This is a genomic window from Streptomyces sp. 63XJN7_1_ISO-PGPR-S23-121, assembly GCF_056173025.1.
The window spans coordinates 606,465-631,495 of sequence record NZ_CM149653.1; the positions used below are offsets into that span (position 1 = coordinate 606,465).

Here is a 25,031-nt window from a genome sequence, read left to right on the forward strand (position 1 = left end):
CGTGGGCCCACTGCCCCGGCGGCCTACCGGCGCTCCGGCCGCCCCCGCACCGCGTACGCCACCACTCCCACGGCCAGCACCCCCACACCCATGATCACCGAGACGACGGGAAGGGAGAACGCCAGCATGGCGCATCCGGCCAGCCCCAGAGCCGGCACGGCCCGCGCAGCCGGAGCCGGGTCCAGCGTCCAGGCCGACGCGTTGGCCACCGCGTAGTACGCCAGGACGCCGAAGGACGAGAACCCGATCGCGCCCCGCACGTCCACCGTGGCGGCCAGGACCGCGATCGTCGCGCCCACGGCCAGCTCGGCCCGGTGCGGTACCCGGTACCGCGGATGCACCGCGGCCAGCGCCGCCGGCAGATGACGGTCCCGCGCCATGGCCAGGGCCGTCCGGGACACCCCCAGGATCAGGGCGAGCAGCGAGCCCAGGGCGGCGACGGCGGCACCCGCCCGCACGACCGGCGCCAGCTCCGGCACGCCGGCCGCCCGGACCGCGTCGGCGAGCGGCGCGGTCGCCCGGCCGAGCCCCGTCGGCCCCAGCACGGAAAGGACGGCCACCGCGACACACCCGTACACGGCCAGCGTGATCCCGAGCGCCAGCGGAATCGCCCGGGGGATGGTGCGCGCCGGATCCCGTACCTCCTCACCGAGGGTGGCGATCCGCGCGTACCCCGCGAAGGCGAAGAACAGCAGCCCGGCCGCCTGCAACAGCCCGCCGGCACCGCCCGACAACCCGACGTCCAGTCGTCCGGCGCCGGACCGCCCCGACGACAGGCACACCACCACCACGGAAGCGAGGACGGCCAGGACCACCGCCACGATCGCCCGCGTCACCCAGGCCGACTTCTGCAGGCCCCCGTAGCTCACCGCGGTCAGCGCCACCACGGCCGCCACCGCCACCGTGTGCTCCTGCCCCGGCCAGACGTACGCGCCCACGGTGAGCGCCATGGCGGCACAGGAGGCCGTCTTGCCGACGACGAACGACCAGCCGGCCAGGTACCCCCAGAATTCCCCGAGCCGCTCGCGCCCGTAGACGTACGTGCCGCCCGAGGCCGGATACCGGGCCGCGAGCCGGGCCGAGGACGTGGCGTTGCAGTAGGCCACCACGGCGGCCACGGCGAGGGCGGGCAGCAGCCCCGATCCGGCGGCGTGCGCGGCGGGCGCCAGGGCGGCGAAGATCCCGGCACCGATCATCGAACCGAGCCCCACGACCACCGCGTCACCGACGCCCAGAGTGCGCCGCAGTTCCGAACCCGCAGGTGTCATGGGCCGCACCCTACTGACCGACGCAACCACCGGGAGCTGCCGGAACGTCCTCCTCACCAAGAGGACATGAACACACGCGGAGGTACGAGCCCACAGCGCTCGCACAGCGCGGGCACAGCGAGGAAAGGCAGGGTCACGGCATGACCGTCGTCGGCTGGATCATCCTGGGACTGTTGGCCGGAGCCATAGCCAAGTTGCTGCTGCCGGGCCGCGACCCGGGCGGCTTCATCGGAACCACCCTCATCGGCATCGCGGGAGCGTTCATCGGCGGCTGGATATCGGCCCGTTGGCTGGACCACCCGATCAGCAGGGACTTCTACGACGGCGCCACCTGGGCGGCGGCCATCGGTGGCTCGCTGGTCCTCCTGATCGCCTACCGCATCCTGTTCGGCAACTCGCGCGACTGAGCCGGCCGGACCCGCCGGGCGGTGAGAAGGGCGGGCACCCCGGAATCCGGGGGCGCCCACCCTTCGTCGTACGCGGCCGGCCTAGCGGAACGCCGGTGGCGTCCGGCAGATCACCGGTAGTTGACGAACTGCAGTGCGAAGTCGAAGTCCTTGCCCTTGAGCAGCGAGATCACGGTCTGCAGGTCGTCGCGGCTCTTGGAGGAGACCCGCAGCTCTTCGCCCTGCACCTGGGCCTTCACGCCCTTGGGGCCCTCGTCGCGGATGATCTTCGCCACCTTCTTCGCGTTGTCCTGGGAGATGCCCTCCTCGATCGACGCGAAGATCTTGTACTCCTTGCCGGAGAGCTGGGGCTCACCCGCGTCCAGTGCCTTCAGCGAGATGCCGCGCTTGATCAGCTTGGACTGGAAGACGTCGAGGACAGCGCTCACCCGGTCCTCGGAGTTGGCCTCCATGAGGATCTTGTCCCCGGACCACGAGATCGAGGCGCCCACGCCCTTGAAGTCGTAGCGCTGGGAGATCTCCTTGGCGGCCTGGTTGAGGGCGTTGTCGACCTCCTGCCGCTCGACCTTCGAGACGATGTCGAAACTGGAGTCGGCCATGTCCTGTGGCTCCTTGTATCTGGGTGCGTGTCGGGCCGCGTGCCGGGTCCGAACCGGCATACGTGGGCGGCCGCCGGGCCCGCCAGGGGTTCTCGGCCGCATCCGGACAAGCCTAGCCACCCCCCGCGCCCGGGGTGGAGATCAATCGGGTGGCGAAGCACCCCTCCCTATCGGGTATTGTTTACGTCGTTGCCACGGAGCACCGCCGCAAGACGGTGCGAAGGGCAGCGAACCCCGGCGGTGTGCCCGAGCGGCCAAAGGGAGCAGACTGTAAATCTGCCGGCTCAGCCTTCCCAGGTTCGAATCCTGGCGCCGCCACACGACCGAAAGGGTCTGTGACCAGCAGCAATGCTGATCACAGACCCTTTCGTCGTTGACGGGCCCGACCTGATCCTTATGGGTGCTGTTTCCCAGTGTGTCTCACCCTGATTCGGGTGCTGACCAGTCCGTGTGGGGCAGGCGTGGGGCAGTTTCCGGCCGTTCTAGCCGCCGTTCTTCAGTGCCCGTTCGACCCGGGCGTTCGCCGTGGCGGCGCCGCCGTCCAGGCACTTCGCGTACGCCCGGAACAGCACGGCCACGCTGTGGCCGGCACGTGCGGTCACCTCCTGCGGCTCCACACCGGAGCTGAGCCACGTGGACACGGCTGCGTGGCGAAGATGCCGATCTGCTGGAAAACGCCGTTGGCGACGGCGGGCCGTCAGAGGTTGCCGGGGCCGGCCGCTGCTATGGCCTCGGTCGCCACCCGCCGCAGCGCACGTTGCGTGAGCCAGCTGTTTTTCCCGCCGGTCAGGCAGGCCACGGCGCGGCCCACCCATTCCGGGTCGCCGAGGAGGTGTAGCTTCCCCTCGTCGATGAGCTGCCGCAGCAGACTCTCCAGCCGGAGGGCATCCACCGCCCGGTACGAGCGCGCGTGCTGGTCGAAACGCAGCTGGTGGTCCTCGTACGGGTGGCGAAGCGTCATGTGCATCCAGCCTCCGTCGCGCCCAGCAACCATTCCCTTGAGTGTGTACATGCCCCTGCGGTTCGTGTTCCGGGAGTGCTTGCCCCAAGTGAGCCAGATGCCGGTCATGATCCTTGACCACGGGATCAACCGCCCCTCGGAGTCCGGCTCGTGCTGGTGGAGCCCGTCCGGGCGGAACTCCACCCAGTGGGTGTCCGGGCGTGTGGCGTCTCCGACTGCCCAGTGCCCGCTGACCAGTTCCAACGGTCCCAAGTGTGTACCGTTCGCCTCCATGCGTGGCATTGAATCACGCGTTCTGCAAGCTGTTGTGCTCTCCCCGCCAGTACCTTCGGGCCGTGCCGTAACGCCTTGTCGAGGCCTCCTTCGAGCAGCCTCACATCGGCGGGCTGCCGGGCGGTTACTCCATGTCCTCCTTCCGCTTGGCACGTCGCCCGCTCCGTCACTCCGGCCGTGTCCGGTGTGCTGACGACCTTCGCCTTGAGCCCAGGCCGTGGCCGCACCGGCCGGAGAGCGGGTGGCAAGCCGGAGCGGCGGCTCTGCGGGGTGGGCGTGGGGCGTGTTGCCGTTCCGATTCCCACTGGTCACGCTGGTTGAGCCGCGCGGTGGGCGAGGGGCGGGGGAATCACCCGTCGGACTTCTCGCCGGCACCCCGCCCCGCCCGTCCTACGCTGACACCATGTCGTCGCGTCGCAGGACCTGCCCCGAGTGCCGTCGGGAGATCGCCGTCGTCGCCGGGCGCTTCGCACGGCACGATCCGCCCGGGGCGCGGGCGGCCGGGGAGCTCGTGTCCTGCCCCGGCTCCCGGCGGTTCGCCGAGTCGGACGCCGCCCAGCCCACGCTCGACGGCTACACCGTCCCGGAGTTCCCCGGGCAACTGCCTCTGTTCTGAGAGGCGTTCAGTTGCCGGCCACCGACTTCACCGCCACCGACACCGGCGCCGAGCCGCTGATCAGCTCCAGGGTCAGGCCGGTCGTCGCCGGGGTGTCGACGAGCTCCGCCAGGACGGCGGCCACGTCGTCCCGCGGGACCGGGCCCCGGCCGGTGTGTGCCTCCAGGCGCACGAGGCCGGTGCCGGCGTCGTCCGTCAGCTGACCGGGCCGCAGGACCGTCCAGTCCAGCGCGTCCTGAGCGCGCACGTACGCGTCCGCCTCGCCCTTGGCACGCAGGTACACGTCGAAGATCTCGTCCCCCGCGTGCCCCGGGTCGGCGCCCATGGACGACACGATCACGAAGCGCCGCACGCCCGCGCGGACGGCCGCGTCCGCGAAGAGGACCGCCGCCGCCTTGTCCACCGTGTCCTTGCGGGCCGCCCCGCTGCCCGGGCCCGCGCCCGCCGCGAAGACCGCCGCGTCCGCGCCCCGCAGCCGCTCCGCGACCTCCTCGACCGAGGCCGACTCCAGGTCGAGCACGACCGGTTCGGCACCGGCCGCGCGCAGGTCGTCGGCCTGCTCGGCCTTGCGGATGATGCCCGCCACCTCGTCACCACGCGCGGCGAGCAGGCGCTCCAGCCGCAACGCGATCTGACCATGACCACCAGCGATGACAATGCGCATGTCTCCGACCGTACGCCCCGACGGCCGCCCGCGCCGCATGACTTCGGCCGTGTCCGGCGGCCCCCACGGGCATCACCCCGGCGCCCGTCCGCTCCCGTCCGGACGGCCCGTGCGACGCCCGCACGTCGAGATCGCGCATCGCGCGGTCACGCCCCTCAGGCCGGCCCCCACCCCTCGGGTCGCTCCCCGCGTCCCTGCCGCGGCAGTCCCAGCTCCGCCGAGGCCGTCGAGTCGCCGTACTCCCGCACCGCGCTCGTGCGGGCCACCACCCGCCCCCGGTGCACCACGATCCGCCCGTAGGCCAGCGACAGCGCGCCCGCGAGCCGGTCCCCGCGCACCGCGAGCAGCTCGGCGGGGAAGCCCGCCTCCACCCGCACCTCGGGCAGGCCCAGCGTCGTCCGCGCCGCGCCGCTCACCGCGTCGTAGGCCTCCTCGGGACGCAGCCCGTGGCGCGAGGCCAGCAGGTACGCCGCCTCCAGCGGGTCGCCCCGTCCGACCGGGTTGGACACGTCCCGCAGCGCCCCGCTGCCGGCGGCGACCCGCACCCCCGCGGCCCGCAGCAGCCGTACCGGTGCGGTGCCCTCGCGGTGATCGGCGCCCCCGTCACCGCCCGGGCCGCAGGGCCCCTGGGGCAGGCACAGCACGGCGACCCCGGCCGCCGCCAGCTGGTCCGCGGCCCGCGAGGCCACGTCCGCGGGCAGCCGCCCCAGCGCGTCGCAGGGCCCGACGGTCACCCCGGGACGCAGTCCGCCCGCCATCGCCGCCAGCCGGGCCAGCCGCGCCGGGTCGGCGGCGTCCGTGTGCAGGTCCACCGGGCAGCCGTGCTCGGCGGCGACCTCCAGGACCGCCTCCACGTACCCCGCCGGGTCGGGGTCCAGGTCCGGGCACCCGCCCACCACGTCCGCGCCCATCTTGACCGCGTCCCGCAGCATCGCCAGCCCGTCGGCCCCGGCCACCCCGGTCAGCACCCTCGGCATGGCCACCGTCGTCAGCTCGGCCAGCCCGCGCAGCGCCCGCCGCGCCCGCAGGACGGCGAGCAGCGCGCCCAGCCCCGGCACGTCACCCACCCGCACATGGGCCCGCAGCGCGGTCGCCCCGTGCCCCAGCTGGAGCAGGACGGCCTCGGTGACCCGGCGCTGGACGTCCTCGGGTTCGTGGGAGACCGGGCCGGGGACGTCGGCCGTGAGCGCCGTGTCGCCGTGGGCGTGCGGTTCGGCGGGGGCGGGCAGGAGGAGGTAGCCGGTGAGGTCCACCCGTGTGCCGGGGCCGGGCGGGCGGGCCGTGGCCAGGCTGCCGGCCGTGCCGACCGCCTCGATGCGCCCGCCGTACAGCCGCACGTCCACGGTCCGGCCGTCGGTGAGCCGGGCCCCCGCCAGCAGCAGTGAGCCGTGGCCGGCCGGGCCCGAGGGGAACGGCGACCGGGGCGGCTGCGGCTGGCTGTCGGGCATCGCACTCCTCTGGGCTCGGGACTGCGCAGGGGGAGCGCAAGATCACGCGGAGTGAGGTCGAGCCTAGGACGGCGACCCGCCCGTGGCGCGGAGGAGCGCAATAGTCGTACCGGTGCGGGCCGCGCCCCCGAGGGCCGCCGGCGTTCGCGTCCGTGGGCCCGTCGGTACCGCGTCCGCGGGCTCTTCGGGGTGGTGCGCATGGGGCGTCCGGGTGCCCGGGGGACGGGACGGGGCAGGGTCGGCGAAACGGATTTGGGCGAACGGCGGGCGACCGTGTAATGTCTTCATCGCTCGCCCCAATAGCTCAGTCGGCAGAGCGTCTCCATGGTAAGGAGAAGGTCAACGGTTCGATTCCGTTTTGGGGCTCTGGTGTGAGAGGTTCCCGCCGCGAGGCGGGGCCCGATCACATCACAGCGGTGTAGCTCAGTCGGTAGAGCAAGCGGCTCATAATCGCTGTGTCACCGGTTCAAGTCCGGTCACCGCTACTTCTGGTAGCCGATTGCGGGGTCGGTCCTTCAATCGGCTACTCTTTCCTGCGTTAATACCATCAATCCGTCCGTCAAGGAGCACTCACGTGGCTGCCACCGACGTCCGCCCGAAGATCACGCTGGCCTGCGTGGAGTGCAAGGAGCGGAACTACATCACCAAGAAGAACCGGCGTAACAACCCGGACCGTCTTGAGATGAAGAAGCACTGCCCGCGTTGCAATGCGCACACCGCGCACCGCGAAACGCGATAAATCAGGCTCGTACGCGAGGCCGTCCCCGTAGTTTGGGGACGGCCTCGCGTCGTTGTGTCCGGCGGTAGCCGCAGAGACAGCAGTAGTCGCAGACAGCAGCAGGAGGTTGCGAGCCCATGGCGCTCGACCAGTCGTTCGTGGGGCGGACCTACCCGCCCACCGCGCCCTACGAGGTGGGGCGGGAGAAGATCCGCGAGTTCGCGGAGGCGGTGGGGGACGCCAATCCGGCGTACACGGACGCGGAGGCGGCGAAGGCGCTCGGCCATCCGGATGTGATCGCTCCGCCGACCTTCGTGTTCTCGATCACGTTCAAGGCGGCGGGTCAGGTCATAGAGGACCCGCAGCTCGGCCTGGACTACAGCCGGGTGGTGCACGGCGACCAGAAGTTCGCCTACGCCCGCCCGGTGCGGGCCGGTGACCGGCTCACGGTCACCTCCACCATCGAGGCGATCAAGTCGATGGCCGGCAACGACATACTGGACATCCGCGGCGAGGTCCACGACGAGGCCGGCGAGCACGTCGTGACCGCCTGGACCAAGCTCGTGGCCCGCGCGGCCGAGGAGGCGTGAGCACCCCATGCACCCCGTGACGCAGCCCCCCGCGCACCCCGCGACGGCGAGGATCGCGTACAGCGACGTCGAGGTCGGCACCGAGCTGCCGGCGCAGAGCTTCCCCGTGACCCGCGCCACGCTCGTGCGCTACGCGGGCGCCTCCGGCGACTTCAACCCGATCCACTGGAACGAGAGGTTCGCCAAGGAGGTCGGCCTCCCGGACGTCATCGCGCACGGCATGTTCACCATGGCCGAGGCCATCCGCGTGGTGACCGACTGGACCGGCGACCCGGGCTCGGTCGTCGAGTACGGCGTCCGCTTCACCCGCCCCGTCGTCGTCCCGAACGACGACGAGGGCGCCCTGATCGAGGTCAGCGGCAAGGTCGCGGCCAAGCTCGACGACAACACCGTCCGTGTCGACCTGCTGGCCACCAGCGCCGGCCAGAAGGTCCTCGGCATGTCCCGCGCGGTCGTACGGCTCGCCTGACGATCCCGGCACCCGTGCCCCGGACAGGGGGCGTCCTCCACGGAGGCGCCCCCTGTTCCACGAGCGGCCCCGGACCACCGCTTGACTTGGTTAGTGATTGAGTACTAACTTACGGGCATGGTCAGGATGAGCGCGGAAGAGCGGCGTGAGAGTGTCATCCGGGCGGCGATGAGCGAGTTCGCGCGGGGCGGCTACTACGGCACCTCCACGGAAGCCATCGCCAAACGGGTGGGCGTCTCCCAGCCGTACCTGTTCCGGCTCTTCCCGAGCAAGAAGGCGATGTTCCTGGCGGTGGCGGAGCGCTGCCTTCAGGACGTGCGCCGGGTCTTCGAGGAGTCGTCCGACGGGCTGCACGGCGACGAGGCACTGCACGCCATGGCCGAGGCGTACATGCGGCTGATCGCCGAGCGGCCCGAGCGGCTCCAGATGCAGTTGCAGGTCTACGTCACCGTCTCGGCGGCGGAGGCGGCAGGGGATCACGAGTTCGGCGAGATGGTCCGCAAGGGCTGGCTCGAACTCTGGGATGCCGTGCACGTGCCCCTCGGCGGCGACATCGGCGGGACGACGTCCTTCATGGCGGTCGGCATGCTGGTCAACGCCCTGGCCGCCATGGGCTTCCCGCCCGGGCACCGCGTCTGGGAGGGCCTCTACCTCTCGGCCCGGCCCCAGCAGGGGCCGGAAGAAGGGTAGGGCGCGGGCGGACGCCCGTGGCACGCCCGGGGCGAGCGCTCCGGTCTGCCCGCAGTAGTTAGTCATCGATTACTAATCACTTCGGCCGTGAAGTTCATCAGCACCGACCACCACATCCGCAGGCAGTGAACACCCTCTGGGGGAGAGATGTCACAGCAGAACGCACGCCGCGGGGGAGCAGGCTGGGCCCTCGTCATCACCAGCGTCGCCGGTTTCATGGCGGCCCTGGACAATCTCGTGGTCACCACCGCCCTGCCCTCCATCCGGGAGGACCTGGGCGGAGCGCTGCACGACCTGGAATGGACCGTCAGCGCCTACACGCTCACCTTCGCGGTGCTGCTCATGTTCGGCGCCGCCCTCGGCGACCGCTTCGGCCGCCGCAAGCTCTTCCTGGTCGGACTCGCCGTCTTCACCGGCGCCTCCGCCGCCGCGGCCATGGCGCCCGGCATCGACTCCCTCATCGCCGCCCGGGCGGTCCAGGGCGTCGGCGCGGCGATCATGATGCCGTTGACCCTGACCCTGCTGACGGCCGCCGTGCCCGCGGAACGGCGCGGGATGGCGTACGGCATCTGGGGCGCCGTCAACGGGCTCGCCGTGGCCTCCGGGCCGCTGATCGGCGGCACCCTCACCGAGCACATCTCGTGGCAGTGGATCTTCTGGCTGAACGTTCCCCTGGGGCTGGCCCTGCTGCCGCTCGCCCGCCTCCGCCTCGCCGAGTCGCACGGCACCGGCGCACCGCTCGACCTCCCCGGCACGCTCCTCGCCAGCGGCGGGCTCTTCGGCGTCGTCTACGGCCTGGTCCGTGGGCCGGTGGACGGCTGGACCGGAGCCGTGGTGCTGACCGCGCTGGTCGCCGGCGGCGCGCTGCTGACCGGGTTCGTCCTCTACAGCACCCGCGCCAAGAACCCGATGCTCCCGATGCGGCTGTTCCGCTCCCGGGCCTTCTCCGGCATCAACGCGGCGAGCCTGCTGATGTTCCTGGGCATGTTCGGCTCGATCTTCCTGCTCAGCCAGTACATGCAGGGCGTGCTCGGCTACTCGCCCACCGAGGCGGGCCTGCGCATGCTGCCCTGGACCGGCATGCCCATGCTGGTCGCGCCGATCGCCGGCATCCTCTCGGACCGGATCGGGGGGCGCCCGGTCGTCGCCACCGGGCTCTTCCTCCAGGCGGCCGGCCTCGGCTACCTCGCCTCCGTGATCACGGCCGACACCTCCTACGCGGCCCAGCTGCCGGGCCTGGTCGTCAGCGGCATCGGCATGGCCCTCTTCTTCGCCCCCGCCTCCGCCCTGGTGATGTCCAGCGTCGCCCCGAAGGAGCAGGGCATCGCCTCCGGCGCCAACAACGCCCTGCGCGAGGTGGGCGGCGCGCTCGGCATCGCGGTCATGGCCTCGATCTTCGCGGCGCAGGGCGGCTACGAGTCCGCGCAGTCCTTCGTCGACGGGCTGCGGCCCGCGGTCGCGGTGGGCGCCGCGGTGGTGGCCCTCGGCGGCGTCGCGGCCCTGCTGATCCCGGGCCGCCGTCGGGACGACAGCACGCCCGCCGACGGCCCCGCGCCGGCCTCCGCCGGAACGGCACCCGCGCCGAAGGAGGAACTGGTCGCGCGCTGACCCGCGCACACCCTGAGGCGAGCGCCCCGGCCGACCGGTCGGGGCGCTTCCCGTTGCCCCGGGCCGCCGCCGCCGTCTCGTAGTCTTGGGCGCGTGCAGGAAATCCACGACGCCCCCCTCGCCCCGCTGACCACCTTCCGGCTGGGCGGCCCCGCGACCCGGCTGATCACGGCCACCACCGACGCCGAGGTGATCGCCGCCGTCCGCGAGGCCGACGACACCGGCACCCCTCTGCTGCTCATCGGCGGCGGATCCAACCTCGTCATCGGCGACAAGGGCTTCGACGGCACCGCCCTGCACATCGCCACGCGCGGTCTCTCGCTCGACGGCACGACGCTGGAGCTCGCGGCCGGCGAGGTGTGGACCGACGCCGTCGCCCGCACCGTCGAGGTCGGGCTCGCCGGCATCGAGTGCCTGGCCGGCATCCCCGGCTCGGCGGGCGCCACCCCCATCCAGAACGTGGGGGCCTACGGCCAGGAGGTCTCCTCCACGATCACCGAAGTGATCGCCTACGACCGCCGGAACCGCGACACGGTCACCCTCGCCAACGCCGACTGCGCCTTCGCCTACCGCCACAGCCGCTTCAAGGCCGAACCGGACCGGTACGTCGTCCTGCGCGTCCGCTTCGCCCTGGAGGACGCGGGCGGACTCTCCGCCCAGCTGCGCTACGCCGAGACGGCCCGCGCCCTCGGCGTCGAGCCCGGCGGCCGGGTGCCGCTGGCCGCCGCCCGCGAGACCGTGCTGAGACTGCGCGCCGGCAAGGGCATGGTCCTGGACCCCGAGGACCACGACACCTGGTCGGCCGGGTCGTTCTTCACCAACCCGATCCTCACCGACACGGAGTTCGCGGCCTTCCGCGCCCGGGTGGACGAGCGGCTCGGCGCCGGCGTCGAGCCCCCCGCCTTCCCGGCGGGGGAGGGCCGCGTCAAGACCTCCGCGGCCTGGCTGATCGACAAGGCCGGCTTCACCAAGGGCTACGGCACCGGTCCCGCCCGGATCTCCACCAAGCACACCCTCGCCCTCACCAACCGCGGCGAGGCGACCACGGAGGACCTCCTCGCGCTGGCCCGCGAGGTCGTCGCCGGCGTCCACGAGGCCTTCGGCGTCACCCTGGTCAACGAGCCGGTGACGGTCGGCGTCAGCCTCTAGCGGACCGTCCGCCCGGCCGGGACGGCGCCGTCGGGCGGAATCCCCGTTGCCGGCCGGCCCTCCCGACCGGCACGCTCGGACCATGAGGCGTCCCCCATGCGGCTGAGACTCACCGAGTACCGCCCCCGCACCGGCCCGCACACCCACCGGGTGGTCCAGCCGCGCACACCCCTGCGCCACACCTCGCTGCGCGACCCGGAGAACGCCTACGGCATGCTCATGGGCGACCACGACGGGCTGAACCGGCTCGCCGGCCTGTTCTCCTTCGCCGCCTGCTCACGCCACACGGTCGTGCACGTCCCCCTGCGCGACGGCGTACCGCCCGACGAGGGACAGGGCGAGCTGGTCGACCTGGTCCTGGCGCACCCCGAGGCGGGACTGCGCCCCACCAAGTGGCCCGAGCTGCGCCGCGGGCTGGGCCGCGGCACACCGCTCACCGTCCGGACCGACGAGGCGCGCACGGCCCGCCACGCCCGGGCCTGGTTCGACCGGCCCCACGCCCGCGAGCCGCTGCGCCACACCACGCACGCCCGCACGTACTTCCTCATCGGCGAGCGGACCGCCTTCGCCTCCGCGGCGACCGCCCTGGCCGAGGCGGCCGGCCGGGGGACCCCGGCAGGAGGGCGTCGCCAAGGGGCGCGCGGCGTTCGTCACCCGCCTGCACGGCGAACTGGCCCCGGACCCCGACCCGTGGCGGCACCCGGAGATCGTGCTCGCCTTCAAGCCGTACCCGCCGTACGCCCACTTCAGACGGCCGGGGCGCTGAGCCAGGCGTCGACGCCGGCCAGCAGCTTGTCCTTCACCCCGTCGGGCGCCGCCGAGCCCCGCACGGACTGCCGGGCCAGTTCCGCCAGCTCCGCGTCGGTGAACCCGTGGTGCTGCCGGGCGATCTCGTACTGCGCCGCCAGCCGCGAGCCGAACAGCAGCGGGTCGTCCGCGCCCAGCGCCATCGGCACCCCCGCCTCGAACAGGGTCCGCAGCGGCACGTCCTCGGGCTTCTCGTACACGCCCAGGGCCACGTTCGACGCCGGACACACCTCGCAGGTCACCTGCCGGTCCGCGAGGCGCTTCAGCAGCCGCGGATCCTCCGCCGCCCGCACGCCGTGCCCGATCCGGTCCGCCTCCAGGTCGTCCAGGCAGTCCCGCACCGACGCCGGCCCGGTCAGCTCGCCCCCGTGCGGCGCCGACAGCAGCCCGCCCTCGCGCGCGATCGCGAACGCCCGGTCGAAGTCCCGCGCCATGCCGCGCCGTTCGTCGTTCGACAGCCCGAAGCCGACCACCCCGCGGTCCGCGTACCGCACCGCCAGCCGGGCCAGGGTGCGCGCGTCCAGGGGATGCTTCATCCGGTTCGCGGCGACCAGCACCCGCATCCCGATCCCGGTGTCCCGCACGGTCGTCTCCACCGCGTCCAGGATGATCTCCAGCGCCGGGATCAGCCCGCCCAGCCGCGGCGCGTACGACGTCGGGTCCACCTGGATCTCCAGCCAGCCCGAGCCGTCCCGCACGTCCTCCTCCGCCGCCTCCTGGACCAGCCGCCGGATGTCCTCCGGCTCCTGCAGACACGACCGCGCCGCGTCGTACAGCCGCTGGAAGCGGAACCAGCCCCGCTCGTCGGTGGCCCGCAGGCGCGGCGGCTCCCCGCTGGTCAGCGCCTCGGTCAGGGACTCGGGCAGCCGCACGCCGTGCTTGTCGGCCAGTTCCAGCAGGGTGGCGGGCCGCATCGACCCGGTGAAGTGCAGGTGCAGATGGGCCTTCGGCAGTTCAGAGAGATCACGTACGCGCTCCATTCAGTGATCCTGCCGCACGACACGCCCGGCCGGACAGCACTTTCCCCGTACGTGGTCTTGCTCGCACAAACAAACAGGGCGCCCCGTGACATCACGGGGCGCCCTGCGGGGAAGCGGAGGTCAGTCCCGCGCCTCCGCCAGCAGCTTCTGGATCCGGCTCACGCCCTCGACGAGGTCCTCGTCGCCGAGCGCGTACGACAGCCGCAGGTAGCCGGGCGTGCCGAAGGCCTCGCCGGGCACCACCGCGACCTCGGCCTCCTCCAGGATCAGCGCGGCCAGCTCCACGCTGTCCTGGGGACGCTTGCCGCGGATCTCCTTGCCGAGCAGCTCCTTCACCGACGGGTAGGCGTAGAACGCGCCCTCCGGCTCCGGGCACAGCACGCCGTCGATCTCGTTGAGCATCCGCACGATGGTCCTGCGGCGCCGGTCGAAGGCCTCCCGCATCTTCGCCACGGCGTCCAGGTCGCCGGAGACCGCGGCCAGCGCCGCCGCCTGGGCGACGTTGGACACGTTGGACGTGGCGTGCGACTGGAGGTTCGTCGCGGCCTTGACGACGTCCTTCGGGCCGATGACCCACCCGACGCGCCAGCCGGTCATCGCGTACGTCTTCGCTACGCCGTTGACCACGATGCACTTGTCGCGCAGCTCGGGCAGCAGCGCCGGCATGGAGACGGAGACGGCGTCGCCGTAGACGAGGTGCTCGTAGATCTCGTCGGTCAGCACCCACAGGCCGTGCTCGACGGCCCAGCGGCCGATCGCCTCGGTCTCCGCCTCGCCGTACACGGCACCCGTCGGGTTCGAGGGCGACACGAAGAGGACGACCTTGGTCTTCTCCGTGCGCGCGGCCTCCAGCTGCTCCACGCTCACCCGGTAGCCGGTCGTCTCGTCGGCGACGACCTCGACCGGCACACCGCCGGCCAGCCGGATCGACTCGGGGTACGTCGTCCAGTACGGCGCCGGGACGATGACCTCGTCGCCCGGGTCGAGGATCGCGGCGAACGCCTCGTAGATGGCCTGCTTGCCGCCGTTGGTGACCAGGATCTGCGAGGGGTCGACCTCGTAGCCCGAGTCGCGCAGCGTCTTCGCGGCGATCGCGGCCTTCAGCTCGGGCAGTCCGCCGGCCGGCGTGTAGCGGTGGAACTTCGGGTTCTTGCAGGCCTCGATCGCGGCCTCGACGATGTAGCCGGGCGTCGGGAAGTCGGGTTCACCGGCGCCGAAGCCGATCACCGGTCGCCCGGCGGCCTTGAGGGCCTTGGCCTTGGCGTCCACGGCGAGGGTGGCGGACTCGGAGATCGCGCCGACTCGGGCGGAGACCCGGCGCTCGGTGGGAGGGGTTGCAGCGCTCATGGACCCATCGTTCCAGACCGGTAACCCGCGCGGCACAGCGGTTTCACGTACTGAACAACACCGGGCAAACCCTTGAACACCAGTCCGGATCGGCGTCGCGGCCAGGACGATCTTTCGTCGGGGTGGTGCTCCCCGGGTGCTTTCTGTTCGACGCCCGGCCCGGGAACACGTACACTCTCCACTCGTTGGCCTTCAGCGGCCCGCACTCAAGCCGGTGCACACCAAGCATCCGGTCGGATGCGGTACGTTGGGGGACACGCAAAGGGTCGTAGCTCAATTGGTAGAGCACTGGTCTCCAAAACCAGCGGTTGGGGGTTCAAGTCCCTCCGGCCCTGCTACACACACCTTCGCCAGGATGTGTGCGCATGTACGTACAGCAATGCAACGCCGTGCGGCTCAGACCGGGCGCGGCACGGCCACGACCCGGAATCAGGTGAGGACGAGTGACGGACGCCGTGGGCTCCATCGACATGCCTGATGCCCAGGACGAGGCGCCGGACTCCAAGAAGAAGACCCGCAAGGGCGGCAAGCGGGCCAAGAAGGGTCCGCTGAAGCGCCTCGCGCTCTTCTACCGCCAGATCGTCGCGGAGCTCCGCAAGGTCGTCTGGCCCAGTCGCAACCAGCTGACGACGTACACCACGGTCGTGATCATCTTCGTGGTCATCATGATCGGCCTGGTGACTCTGATTGACTATGGCTTCAGCCACGCCGCCAAGTACGTCTTCGGCTGAGTCGAGAGCGAAGGGCGCCGAGGTACCCGGCGCCCCTTTCGCGTGTTCCACCCCTATGTATCCAGGAAGAAGCAGCCACCGTGTCTGACCCGAACGTGAACGACGCCGTTGAGCCTCGCGGGGAGGCTGTCGAGTCCGTCGAGGACGAGCTCGGCATTGTCGAGGGCGCGGACAACGAGGACACCGAGACCTCCGCCGAGGTCGAGGCTGCCGACGCCGTCGTCGCCGAGGACGAGGCCGAGCAGGTCCAGGACGAGGACGAGGTCGAGGCCACGGAGGGCGAGTCCGCCGACGCGGACGCCGAGGACGCCGAGGCCGAGGACGCGGAGACCGCGGAGCCCGAGCCCGAGCTGGACCCGATCGAGAAGCTCCGCCAGGAGCTGCGCGTCCTGCCCGGCGAGTGGTACGTGATCCACACCTACGCCGGTTACGAGAACCGCGTGAAGACCAACCTCGAGCAGCGCGCCGTCTCGCTCAACGTCGAGGACTACATCTTCCAGGCCGAGGTGCCGCAGGAAGAGGTCGTCCAGATCAAGAACGGCGACCGCAAGACGATCCGCCAGAACAAGCTGCCGGGATACGTCCTGGTCCGCATGGACCTGACCAACGAGTCCTGGGGCGTCGTCCGCAACACCCCCGGCGTCACCGGCTTCGTGGGCAACGCCTACGACCCGTACCCGCTGACGCTGGACGAGATCGTCAAGATGCTCGCCCCCGAGGCCGAGGAGAAGGCCGCCCGCGAGGCCGCCGAGGCCGAGGGCAGGCCGGCTCCGCAGCGCAAGGTCGAGGTCCAGGTCCTGGACTTCGAGGTCGGCGACTCGGTCACCGTCACCGACGGCCCGTTCGCCACGCTGCAGGCCACGATCAACGAGATCAACGCCGACTCGAAGAAGGTCAAGGGCCTCGTCGAGATCTTCGGCCGCGAGACCCCGGTCGAGCTGAGCTTCGACCAGATCCAGAAGAACTAGCACTTCTTCGGACGTACCGCTTCCGGGCAGGTCAGGCGACGCTCGCGCGTCGTCTGACCTGCCCGGTTTTTGGCCGCGCATCCATACCCGTTATCGTTGTGCGGTATGCCTGTGTCCGGGTGGTTCCCCGGATGCGGGCAGGACCCGAATCGAAAGGACCCGGAGAGCTATGCCTCCCAAGAAGAAGAAGGTCACGGGGCTCATCAAGCTCCAGATCCAGGCCGGTGCCGCCAACCCGGCTCCGCCGGTCGGCCCCGCGCTGGGTCAGCACGGCGTCAACATCATGGAGTTCTGCAAGGCCTACAACGCCGCGACCGAGTCGCAGCGTGGCTGGGTCATCCCGGTGGAGATCACGGTCTACGAGGACCGCTCCTTCACCTTCATCACCAAGACGCCGCCGGCCGCCAAGATGATCCTCAAGGCCGCGGGCGTGGAGAAGGGCTCCGGCGAGCCGCACAAGACCAAGGTCGCGAAGATCACGCGTGACCAGGTCCGCGAGATCGCCACCACCAAGATGCCCGACCTCAACGCCAACGACCTGGACGCCGCCGAGAAGATCATCGCCGGCACCGCGCGTTCCATGGGCGTCACGGTCGAGGGCTGACCTCCACCCCCGTAAGCAAGCAGAAGTGGCGGGGCCTGCTCGGCCCGGACCACGACTCCTAAGAAGCCAACAGGAGCAGTAGTGAGCAAGCGCAGCAAGTCTCTCCGCGCTGCGGACGCCAAGATCGACCGGGACAAGCTCTACGCCCCGCTCGAGGCCGTCCGTCTCGCCAAGGAGACCTCCACGACCAAGTTCGACGGCACCGTCGAGGTCGCCTTCCGCCTGGGTGTCGACCCGCGCAAGGCCGACCAGATGGTCCGTGGCACCGTGAACCTCCCGCACGGCACCGGCAAGACCGCCCGGGTCCTGGTCTTCGCGACCGGTGACCGTGCCGAGGCCGCGCGTGCCGCGGGCGCCGACATCGTCGGCGCCGACGAGCTGATCGACGAGGTGTCGAAGGGCCGTCTGGACTTCGACGCCGTCGTCGCCACCCCGGACCTCATGGGCAAGGTCGGCCGCCTCGGCCGCGTGCTCGGTCCCCGTGGTCTCATGCCGAACCCCAAGACCGGCACCGTGACCCCGGACACCGCCAAGGCGGTCACCGAGATCAAGGGCGGCAAGATCGAGTTCCGCGTCGACAAGCACTCGAACCTGCACTTCATCATCGGCAAGACGTCGTTCGACGACACCAAGCTGGTGGAGAACTACGGTGCGGCGCTGGAGGAGATCCTCCGTCTGAAGCCGTCCGCCGCCAAGGGCCGCTACATCAAGAAGGCCGCCATCAGCACCACGATGGGCCCCGGCATCCCGCTCGACTCCAACCGCACCCGCAACCTCCTCGTCGAGGAGGACCCGGCCGCGGTCTGAGCCAACGGCTCGCCCCACCGGTTCACGGGCCCCGCACCTTCCGAGGTGCGGGGCCCGTCCCCGTTTCCGGACGCGGGTTTTCCGGTACGGGAGCGGGAAGCCTGGGCTAGCGTGCGGGCAGGTGACGCGGCAGGGGTGGGACATGACGAGCACGAGGGTGGGCCGTACGGCCTTCTCGATCGCGTCGACGGCGGTACTGGCGTGCGTGACCGCGTGCATCCCCTCCGACGGCCGGCCGGGTCCGGCGGCGGAGCCGCTGCGGGCCGTGGAGCGCGCCACCGGCCGGGCCGGCTCGGCGTGGGTCGAGTCCACGACCGTCGTGGGCGACGAGCTGTCCCTGAAGTCCTCCGGCGCCCTCGGCTGGGGCGACGGCCTCACCGGCACCCTGACGATCACGTACACCGGGGGGACGACCGCCGCGGCCATGCGCCGGCTCGGCACCACCTCCATGGAGGCCCGCTACCTGCCCGACGCCTACTACGCGAGGATGGGCGACGCCTTCGCCGCCCGCGCGGGCGGCCGGCACTGGATCAAGTACGCGTACGCAGACCTGGAGAACCTCGCAGGCGGCGCGGGCGCCGGTTTCGCGGACCGGATGCGCGACATCGCCCCGGACGAGGCGGTGCGGCTGCTGCTCGCCTCCGACGACGTGCATGAGGTCGGCGAGGAGACGACCCGTGGACGGCGCACCACGCACTGGTCAGGCACGGTGGACGGCGACGGCGCGCGGACCGTGGACATCTGGGTCGACGGGCAGGACCTGCTGGTGAAGAAGACCGAGCGGGGACGGGCGGAGACGGGGCAGCTGGCCCAGACCGCCTACTACAGCGACTACGGCTTCGACGTACCCGTCGAGAAGCCCCCGGCGGCCGACACGGCGGACTTCACGGAGCTGGTGAAGCCGCCGGGCGACGGCTCCTGAGCCGGAAATTCCGGGATCACCCGAACCTTCTCGGCTACTCTCGCGTCCTGGCTGTGTGACGGCCGTTCATTTCCTGTGTCCCGTGGGGGGAACCATGACGAAGACTTCCGTGCGCGTGCCCGTGGGAGCCGGGCTGGCCGCACTGCTGCTCGCCGCCGGCGCGGTGGGCTGTTCGAAGGACGAGGGGGCGGACACGTCCCCCGGGATGACGCCGGCCGCGGCCGTGGCCAAGGCGGCGAAGAACACGGAGGACATCAGCTCCCTCCGCTACCGCCTGACCGGCCGGGCCCCCGAGGAGGGCCGCGTCGAGGCCGAGGCCCAGATGCAGCTCAAGCCGGTGGTCGCGATGGCCATGAAGATGAAGGCGCCCGACCAGGGGGCCGACGCCAGCGCGGAGATCCGGCTCGTCGACAAGGCCCTCTACCTCAACGGGGGTGCCGAGGCGGCCAAGGAGATGGACGGCAAGAGCTGGATCAAGTTCGACCTGGCCGCGATGGGCGCCGACAAGGAGCTCAACCAGCTCGGCAGCGCCTCCCAGGCCGACAAGAACCCGGCGGCCGAGTCCACCTTCCTCACCGGCGCCAAGGACGTGGAGAAGGTCGGCACCGAGACCGTCGACGGCGTCGAAACCACGCACTACAAGGGCACCGTCACCCTCGACACCCTGGAGAAGTCCCTCGGGGACGAGGACAAGGCGACCCGGGACCAGCTCCGCAAGAGCATCGAGCAGTACCAGAAGATGGGCGTCGACAAGCTCACGATGGACATGTGGATCGACGGCGACGACCAGGCCAAGCAGTTCCGCATGCGGGGCGACGCGGCCAAGGGCCCGCTGGACATGACCGTCACCTTCCTCGGCTTCAACGAGCCCGTGAAGGTCACCGCCCCGCCGGCGGGGGAGACGGTCGACCTGGCCGAGATGATGCAGGAGGGCCAGGAGGGCTGAGCCCGCCCGGTCGCCGTAGGGGCGGATTTGCTTGCCGCTGCCCCGTTCACGTACGCTCCTACCGAAGCCAAAGACCGCTGGTCGTTGCCGTGTGCTCGTGAGAGGGCACGGTGGCCGAAGGATCCGCTGAACTGCGGACGACCCGCGCAGGTGACAGTGGATGAGCTCCCGGAGTCCGCGCCCCGAGCGCGTATGACCGGTCGAGTCACGCCCCGTGCGCCTGCGCCGGGGCGTTTCGTTTTCCCCAGTCCTCCTTCGGGTCCGCGCGGTCCGAATCACCCGGAAGGAGGCCGAGGCTCTATGGCGACGCCCGAAAAGGCTGCCGCGGTTGCCGAGCTGACGGACAAGTTCCGCAGCTCCAACGCCGCCGTGCTGACCGAGTACCGCGGTCTCACCGTGGCGCAGCTCAAGACGCTGCGCCGGTCGCTCGGTGAGAACGCCCAGTACGCCGTGGTGAAGAACACGCTGACCAAGATTGCGGCCAATGAGGCCGGGATCACGCTCGACGACCAGCTCTTCGCTGGTCCGACGGCCGTCGCCTTCGTCACCGGTGACCCGGTGGAGTCGGCGAAGGGTCTGCGCGACTTCGCCAAGGACAACCCGAATCTCGTCATCAAGGGCGGTGTCCTTGACGGCAAGGCGATGTCCGCCGACGAGATCAAGAAGCTTGCGGACCTCGAGTCCCGCGAGGTTCTGCTCTCCAAGCTGGCGGGTGCCTTCAAGGGCAAGCAGACGCAGACTGCTCAGCTCTTCCAGGCGCTCCCCTCGAAGCTCGTCCGCACCGTGGACGCGCTCCGTGCCAAGCAGGACGAGCAGGGCGGTGCCGAGTAACTCGGCTCGCTTTCCGGCTCTCGCCGCCTGAGGCGAGGGCCGACGCGGGCCCGACGTACGCCCGCCTCACCCCGTACATCCGGCACCTGCCGAATTAGTGGAAGGACCGCCATCATGGCGAAGCTCAGCCAGGAAGACCTGCTCGCCCAGTTCGAGGAGATGACCCTCATCGAGCTCTCCGAGTTCGTGAAGGCCTTCGAGGAGAAGTTCGACGTCACCGCCGCCGCCGCCGTGGCCGTCGCGGGCCCGGCCCAGGGTGGCCCGGCCGCCCCGGTCGAGGAGGAGAAGGACGAGTTCGACGTCATCCTCACCGGTGCCGGCGACAAGAAGATCCAGGTCATCAAGGTCGTGCGTGAGCTGACCTCCCTGGGTCTGAAGGAGGCCAAGGACCTCGTCGACGGCACCCCGAAGCCGGTCCTCGAGAAGGTCAACAAGGAGCAGGCCGAGAAGGCCGCCGAGTCCCTCAAGGGCGCCGGCGCCTCGGTCGAGGTCAAGTAAGACCTCACAGGTCCCTCAGGGCCTGTAACGCGCAAGCACCGAAGAGCGATCATCCATCCGGGTGGTCGCTCTTCGGCGTTCAGGGGGTCCGGCGGCGGCTGCCTTGCACGGCCGTCGGCGGAGAGTAGGGTGATCTTCGTCGTGCCGTCTCCGGGACCCTGAGAGTCCCTGGACGGCAGCCGGTTTGGACAAGGGGGGCCTTGACGAACCGCACGCGGCGCGCAATTCTCAGGACGCGTCGTCACAGGATCCGAATCCGAGGCATGGATCGACGGCGAAGAGGGCAGTATCACCGTGCGTTGAGGGCGAGGCCTTGCCGCAGGTGGTGAGTACAACGAGGAGCGGACACGGTTCGGGAAGCCTTCACTGGACATCAGTGTGCCAAGTGGCTACACTGACCCTTTGCGCTGCCTGTTAGCTGCCCCCTGCCCGTCACCAGGGGTCCGCCCTCGCCCGAGCACTGACGACCAGAGCACGCCTGAGCTGGCTTTAGGCCACATCAGGCACCCCCTGTCTCCGTGCGAGGAAGAGGGGCCGGTACGCGCGTAGTGAGTCCGAGCCCTCGGAAGGACCCCCTCTTGGCCGCCTCGCGCAATGCCTCGACCGCGAATACGAACAACGCTGCCAGCACCGCCCCGCTGCGCATCTCCTTTGCAAAGATCAAGGAGCCCCTCGAGGTTCCGAACCTTCTCGCGCTGCAGACCGAGAGCTTCGACTGGCTGCTCGGCAACGACGCGTGGAAGGCTCGCGTCGAGTCGGCTCTGGAGTCCGGTCACGACGTCCCCACCAAGTCCGGTCTGGAAGAGATCTTCGAGGAGATCTCCCCGATCGAGGACTTCTCCGGGTCGATGTCGCTGACGTTCCGCGACCACCGCTTCGAGCCCCCCAAGAACAGCATCGACGAGTGCAAGGAGCGCGACTTCACGTACGCGGCCCCGCTCTTCGTCACCGCCGAGTTCACCAACAACGAGACCGGCGAGATCAAGTCCCAGACCGTCTTCATGGGCGACTTCCCGCTCATGACGAACAAGGGCACCTTCGTCATCAACGGCACCGAGCGTGTCGTGGTGTCGCAGCTGGTCCGCTCGCCGGGTGTCTACTTCGACTCCTCCATCGACAAGACCTCCGACAAGGACATCTTCTCCGCGAAGATCATCCCGTCCCGGGGTGCCTGGCTGGAGATGGAGATCGACAAGCGCGACATGGTCGGTGTGCGCATCGACCGCAAGCGCAAGCAGTCCGTGACCGTCCTCCTCAAGGCCCTCGGCTGGACCACCGAGCAGATCCTCGAGGAGTTCGGCGAGTACGAGTCCATGCGCGCCACCCTGGAGAAGGACCACACCCAGGGCCAGGACGACGCGCTGCTCGACATCTACCGCAAGCTGCGTCCGGGCGAGCCGCCGACCCGTGAGGCCGCGCAGACGCTGCTCGAGAACCTCTACTTCAACCCGAAGCGCTACGACCTCGCGAAGGTCGGCCGCTACAAGGTGAACAAGAAGCTCGGCGCGGACGAGCCGCTGGACGCCGGCGTGCTCACCACCGACGACGTCATCGCCACCATCAAGTACCTGGTGAAGCTGCACGCCGGTGAGACCGAGACGGTCGGCGAGTCGGGCCGGTCGATCATCGTCGAGACCGACGACATCGACCACTTCGGCAACCGCCGCATCCGCAACGTCGGCGAGCTGATCCAGAACCAGGTCCGTACGGGTCTCGCCCGTATGGAGCGCGTCGTGCGCGAGCGCATGACGACCCAGGACGTCGAGGCGATCACGCCGCAGACCCTGATCAACATCCGGCCGGTCGTCGCCTCCATCAAGGAGTTCTTCGGCACCAGCCAGCTGTCCCAGTTCATGGACCAGAACAACCCGCTGTCGGGTCTGACGCACAAGCGTCGTCTCAACGCGCTCGGCCCGGGTGGTCTCTCCCGTGAGCGGGCCGGCTTCGAGGTCCGCGACGTGCACCCGTCGCACTACGGCCGCATGTGCCCGATCGAGACGCCGGAAGGCCCGAACATCGGTCTGATCGGCTCGCTCGCCTCGTACGGCCGGATCAACCCGTTCGGCTTCATCGAGACGCCGTACCGCAAGGTCGTCGACGGCCAGGTCACCGACGAGGTCGACTACCTGACCGCCGACGAGGAGGACCGCTTCGTCATCGCGCAGGCCAACGCGCCGCTGACCGACGAGTTCCACTTCGCCGAGAACCGCGTGCTGGTCCGCCGCCGTGGCGGCGAGGTCGACTACGTCCCCGGGGACGACGTCGACTACATGGACGTCTCGCCGCGCCAGATGGTGTCGGTCGCGACGGCCATGATCCCGTTCCTCGAGCACGACGACGCCAACCGTGCCCTCATGGGCGCGAACATGATGCGTCAGGCCGTGCCGCTCATCAAGAGCGAGTCGCCGCTCGTCGGCACCGGCATGGAGTACCGCTCCGCGGTCGACGCCGGCGACGTGGTCAAGGCCGAGAAGGCGGGTGTGGTCCAGGAGGTCTCCGCGGACTACATCACCACCACCAACGACGACGGCACGTACATCACGTACCGCCTGGCCAAGTTCTCCCGGTCCAACCAGGGAACCTCGGTCAACCAGAAGGTCATCGTCAGCGAGGGCGACCGGATCATCGAGGGCCAGGTCCTGGCCGACGGTCCGGCCACCGAGAACGGCGAGATGGCGCTCGGCAAGAACCTGCTGGTCGCCTTCATGCCGTGGGAGGGTCACAACTACGAGGACGCGATCATCCTGTCGCAGCGCCTCGTGCAGGACGACGTCCTCTCCTCGATCCACATCGAGGAGCACGAGGTCGACGCCCGTGACACCAAGCTCGGCCCCGAGGAGATCACCCGGGACATCCCGAACGTCTCCGAGGAGGTCCTCGCCGACCTCGACGAGCGCGGCATCATCCGCATCGGTGCCGACGTCGTCGCCGGCGACATCCTCGTCGGCAAGGTCACGCCCAAGGGCGAGACCGAGCTGACGCCCGAGGAGCGCCTGCTGCGCGCGATCTTCGGTGAGAAGGCCCGTGAGGTCCGCGACACCTCGCTGAAGGTCCCGCACGGCGAGATCGGCAAGGTCATCGGCGTCCGCGTCTTCGACCGCGAGGAGGGCGACGAGCTTCCCCCCGGTGTCAACCAGCTGGTGCGCGTCTACGTCGCGCAGAAGCGCAAGATCACCGACGGTGACAAGCTCGCCGGCCGTCACGGCAACAAGGGCGTCATCTCGAAGATCCTGCCGATCGAGGACATGCCGTTCCTGGAGGACGGCACCCCGGTCGACATCATCCTCAACCCGCTCGGTGTCCCGTCCCGAATGAACCCGGGACAGGTCCTGGAGATCCACCTCGGCTGGCTCGCCAGCCGCGGCTGGGACGTCTCCGGCCTCGCGGAGGAGTGGGCCCAGCGCCTGCAGGTCATCGGCGCCGACCAGGTCGAGCCCGGCACCAACGTCGCCACCCCGGTGTTCGACGGTGCGCGCGAGGACGAGCTGGCGGGTCTGCTGCAGCACACCATCCCGAACCGCGACGGCGAGCGCATGGTGCTCCCGTCCGGCAAGGCGCGGCTGTACGACGGCCGCAGCGGTGAGCCGTTCCCGGAGCCGATCTCGGTCGGTTACATGTACATCCTCAAGCTGCACCACCTGGTCGACGACAAGCTGCACGCCCGCTCGACCGGTCCGTACTCGATGATCACCCAGCAGCCGCTGGGTGGTAAGGCCCAGTTCGGTGGCCAGCGCTTCGGTGAGATGGAGGTGTGGGCGCTGGAGGCGTACGGCGCCGCTTACGCCCTCCAGGAGCTGCTGACTATCAAGTCCGACGACGTCACCGGCCGCGTGAAGGTCTACGAGGCCATCGTCAAGGGCGAGAACATCCCTGAGCCCGGCATCCCCGAGTCCTTCAAGGTGCTCATCAAGGAGATGCAGTCCCTGTGCCTCAACGTGGAGGTGCTGTCCTCGGACGGCATGTCCATCGAGATGCGCGACACCGACGAGGACGTCTTCCGCGCTGCGGAGGAGCTCGGCATCGACCTGTCCCGGCGCGAGCCGAGCAGCGTCGAAGAGGTCTGACGGGAGTCCGGCGGGCCTTGAGCGATCAAGGCCCGCCGGCCCCAGGACCCCCGTATCAGACCCCAA

General features: G+C 70.4%; 24 protein-coding genes, 4 tRNA genes and 2 pseudogenes. 22 read left to right on the forward strand and 8 right to left on the reverse strand.

The window, feature by feature from the left end:
* Window positions 1–23: 23 nt before the first annotated feature.
* Complete coding sequence (locus tag AC0VYN_RS02875; RefSeq protein ID WP_475534651.1) at window positions 24–1,268, reverse strand: APC family permease; 1,245 nt, start codon at window positions 1,266–1,268, stop codon at window positions 24–26.
* Window positions 1,269–1,408: 140 nt separating this feature from the next.
* On the opposite strand from AC0VYN_RS02875, the gene AC0VYN_RS02880 reads away from it, so the two are divergent.
* A complete protein-coding gene (locus tag AC0VYN_RS02880) occupies window positions 1,409–1,675 on the forward strand; it encodes a GlsB/YeaQ/YmgE family stress response membrane protein (protein WP_475534652.1) in 267 nt (88 codons plus the stop codon).
* A 110-nt stretch (window positions 1,676–1,785) separates the two neighbouring features.
* Here the strand turns inward: AC0VYN_RS02880 and AC0VYN_RS02885 are convergent, their stop codons facing one another.
* Window positions 1,786–2,274 (reverse strand): YajQ family cyclic di-GMP-binding protein, encoded by a 489-nt coding sequence (locus tag AC0VYN_RS02885; protein ID WP_385458041.1) that lies wholly within the window; start codon window positions 2,272–2,274, stop codon window positions 1,786–1,788.
* Window positions 2,275–2,510: 236 nt separating this feature from the next.
* Here AC0VYN_RS02885 and AC0VYN_RS02890 point away from each other — a divergent pair.
* Window positions 2,511–2,592, forward strand: a tRNA-Tyr gene (locus tag AC0VYN_RS02890).
* Between the two features lie 164 nt (window positions 2,593–2,756).
* On the opposite strand, the pseudogene AC0VYN_RS02895 reads toward AC0VYN_RS02890, so the two are convergent.
* Window positions 2,757–2,930: pseudogene (locus AC0VYN_RS02895) on the reverse strand (site-specific integrase); the annotation flags it as partial.
* 41 nt (window positions 2,931–2,971) lie between these two features.
* Window positions 2,972–3,517, reverse strand: coding sequence for a hypothetical protein (locus AC0VYN_RS02900; protein ID WP_475534653.1), 546 nt, complete (start codon window positions 3,515–3,517; stop codon window positions 2,972–2,974).
* A 394-nt stretch (window positions 3,518–3,911) separates the two neighbouring features.
* On the opposite strand from AC0VYN_RS02900, the gene AC0VYN_RS02905 reads away from it, so the two are divergent.
* The gene (locus tag AC0VYN_RS02905; protein WP_385471680.1) at window positions 3,912–4,124 is read left to right on the forward strand and encodes a hypothetical protein; all 213 of its coding nucleotides are present in this window, start codon (window positions 3,912–3,914) and stop codon (window positions 4,122–4,124) included.
* Window positions 4,125–4,131: 7 nt separating this feature from the next.
* On the opposite strand, the gene AC0VYN_RS02910 is transcribed toward AC0VYN_RS02905, so the two are convergent.
* On the reverse strand, window positions 4,132–4,788 hold the full coding sequence (locus AC0VYN_RS02910; protein WP_475534654.1) for an NAD(P)H-binding protein: 657 nt from the start codon (window positions 4,786–4,788) through the stop codon (window positions 4,132–4,134).
* Between the two features lie 155 nt (window positions 4,789–4,943).
* Window positions 4,944–6,236 carry an amidohydrolase family protein gene (locus tag AC0VYN_RS02915; RefSeq protein ID WP_475534655.1) on the reverse strand — a complete coding sequence of 431 codons (1,293 nt, stop codon included), beginning with the start codon at window positions 6,234–6,236 and terminating at the stop codon, window positions 4,944–4,946.
* A 293-nt stretch (window positions 6,237–6,529) separates the two neighbouring features.
* Here AC0VYN_RS02915 and AC0VYN_RS02920 point away from each other — a divergent pair.
* The 9 genes and pseudogenes from AC0VYN_RS02920 to AC0VYN_RS02960 all read left to right on the forward strand — a co-directional run bounded on the left by AC0VYN_RS02920 (window position 6,530) and on the right by AC0VYN_RS02960 (window position 12,226).
* A tRNA-Thr gene (locus AC0VYN_RS02920) sits at window positions 6,530–6,602 on the forward strand.
* A gap of 46 nt (window positions 6,603–6,648) precedes the next feature.
* Window positions 6,649–6,721 (forward strand) — tRNA-Met (locus tag AC0VYN_RS02925).
* An 89-nt stretch (window positions 6,722–6,810) separates the two neighbouring features.
* Entirely contained in the window at window positions 6,811–6,975 is a 165-nt protein-coding gene (gene rpmG, locus AC0VYN_RS02930; protein ID WP_003948671.1) for a 50S ribosomal protein L33, read from the forward strand.
* A gap of 116 nt (window positions 6,976–7,091) precedes the next feature.
* A complete protein-coding gene (locus AC0VYN_RS02935; RefSeq protein ID WP_385471687.1) occupies window positions 7,092–7,544 on the forward strand; it encodes an FAS1-like dehydratase domain-containing protein in 453 nt (150 codons plus the stop codon).
* A gap of 7 nt (window positions 7,545–7,551) precedes the next feature.
* Complete coding sequence (locus AC0VYN_RS02940; protein WP_451689352.1) at window positions 7,552–8,013, forward strand: MaoC family dehydratase; 462 nt, start codon at window positions 7,552–7,554, stop codon at window positions 8,011–8,013.
* Window positions 8,014–8,130: 117 nt separating this feature from the next.
* On the forward strand, window positions 8,131–8,703 hold the full coding sequence (locus AC0VYN_RS02945; protein WP_475534656.1) for a TetR/AcrR family transcriptional regulator: 573 nt from the start codon (window positions 8,131–8,133) through the stop codon (window positions 8,701–8,703).
* A 147-nt stretch (window positions 8,704–8,850) separates the two neighbouring features.
* A complete protein-coding gene (locus AC0VYN_RS02950) occupies window positions 8,851–10,311 on the forward strand; it encodes an MFS transporter (protein ID WP_475534657.1) in 1,461 nt (486 codons plus the stop codon).
* Between the two features lie 93 nt (window positions 10,312–10,404).
* On the forward strand, window positions 10,405–11,460 hold the full coding sequence (locus tag AC0VYN_RS02955) for a UDP-N-acetylmuramate dehydrogenase (RefSeq protein ID WP_475534658.1): 1,056 nt from the start codon (window positions 10,405–10,407) through the stop codon (window positions 11,458–11,460).
* A gap of 96 nt (window positions 11,461–11,556) precedes the next feature.
* Window positions 11,557–12,226: pseudogene (locus tag AC0VYN_RS02960) on the forward strand (hypothetical protein).
* Here the strand turns inward: AC0VYN_RS02960 and AC0VYN_RS02965 are convergent.
* Both AC0VYN_RS02965 and AC0VYN_RS02970 read right to left on the reverse strand, forming a co-directional pair.
* Window positions 12,207–13,247, reverse strand: a complete 1,041-nt coding sequence (locus AC0VYN_RS02965) for an adenosine deaminase (protein ID WP_475534659.1) — start codon at window positions 13,245–13,247, stop codon at window positions 12,207–12,209. The pseudogene AC0VYN_RS02960 and the gene AC0VYN_RS02965 overlap by 20 nt on opposite strands.
* A 120-nt stretch (window positions 13,248–13,367) precedes the next feature.
* A complete protein-coding gene (locus tag AC0VYN_RS02970) occupies window positions 13,368–14,594 on the reverse strand; it encodes a pyridoxal phosphate-dependent aminotransferase (protein ID WP_451689356.1) in 1,227 nt (408 codons plus the stop codon).
* Between the two features lie 262 nt (window positions 14,595–14,856).
* Between AC0VYN_RS02970 and AC0VYN_RS02975 the strand changes: the two genes are divergently transcribed.
* The 10 genes from AC0VYN_RS02975 to rpoB all read left to right on the forward strand — a co-directional run bounded on the left by AC0VYN_RS02975 (window position 14,857) and on the right by rpoB (window position 24,965).
* Window positions 14,857–14,929: transfer RNA gene (locus AC0VYN_RS02975), tRNA-Trp, on the forward strand.
* Window positions 14,930–15,037: 108 nt separating this feature from the next.
* Window positions 15,038–15,325 (forward strand): preprotein translocase subunit SecE, encoded by a 288-nt coding sequence (gene secE, locus AC0VYN_RS02980; RefSeq protein WP_385471708.1) that lies wholly within the window; start codon window positions 15,038–15,040, stop codon window positions 15,323–15,325.
* An 80-nt stretch (window positions 15,326–15,405) separates the two neighbouring features.
* On the forward strand, window positions 15,406–16,293 hold the full coding sequence (gene nusG, locus AC0VYN_RS02985) for a transcription termination/antitermination protein NusG (protein WP_475534660.1): 888 nt from the start codon (window positions 15,406–15,408) through the stop codon (window positions 16,291–16,293).
* 169 nt (window positions 16,294–16,462) lie between these two features.
* A complete protein-coding gene (gene rplK / locus AC0VYN_RS02990) occupies window positions 16,463–16,897 on the forward strand; it encodes a 50S ribosomal protein L11 (protein WP_006130605.1) in 435 nt (144 codons plus the stop codon).
* 81 nt (window positions 16,898–16,978) lie between these two features.
* On the forward strand, window positions 16,979–17,704 hold the full coding sequence (rplA, locus tag AC0VYN_RS02995) for a 50S ribosomal protein L1 (protein WP_475534661.1): 726 nt from the start codon (window positions 16,979–16,981) through the stop codon (window positions 17,702–17,704).
* A gap of 142 nt (window positions 17,705–17,846) precedes the next feature.
* The gene (locus AC0VYN_RS03000) at window positions 17,847–18,626 is read left to right on the forward strand and encodes an SCO4651 family lipoprotein (protein ID WP_475534662.1); all 780 of its coding nucleotides are present in this window, start codon (window positions 17,847–17,849) and stop codon (window positions 18,624–18,626) included.
* 94 nt (window positions 18,627–18,720) lie between these two features.
* Window positions 18,721–19,572, forward strand: a complete 852-nt coding sequence (locus AC0VYN_RS03005) for an SCO4651 family lipoprotein (RefSeq protein ID WP_475534663.1) — start codon at window positions 18,721–18,723, stop codon at window positions 19,570–19,572.
* Between the two features lie 300 nt (window positions 19,573–19,872).
* Window positions 19,873–20,403, forward strand: a complete 531-nt coding sequence (gene rplJ, locus AC0VYN_RS03010) for a 50S ribosomal protein L10 (protein ID WP_385471529.1) — start codon at window positions 19,873–19,875, stop codon at window positions 20,401–20,403.
* A 114-nt stretch (window positions 20,404–20,517) separates the two neighbouring features.
* Window positions 20,518–20,901, forward strand: coding sequence for a 50S ribosomal protein L7/L12 (gene rplL, locus AC0VYN_RS03015; protein WP_161166427.1), 384 nt, complete (start codon window positions 20,518–20,520; stop codon window positions 20,899–20,901).
* Window positions 20,902–21,479: 578 nt separating this feature from the next.
* On the forward strand, window positions 21,480–24,965 hold the full coding sequence (gene rpoB / locus AC0VYN_RS03020) for a DNA-directed RNA polymerase subunit beta (protein ID WP_475534664.1): 3,486 nt from the start codon (window positions 21,480–21,482) through the stop codon (window positions 24,963–24,965).
* Window positions 24,966–25,031 lie beyond the last annotated feature (66 nt).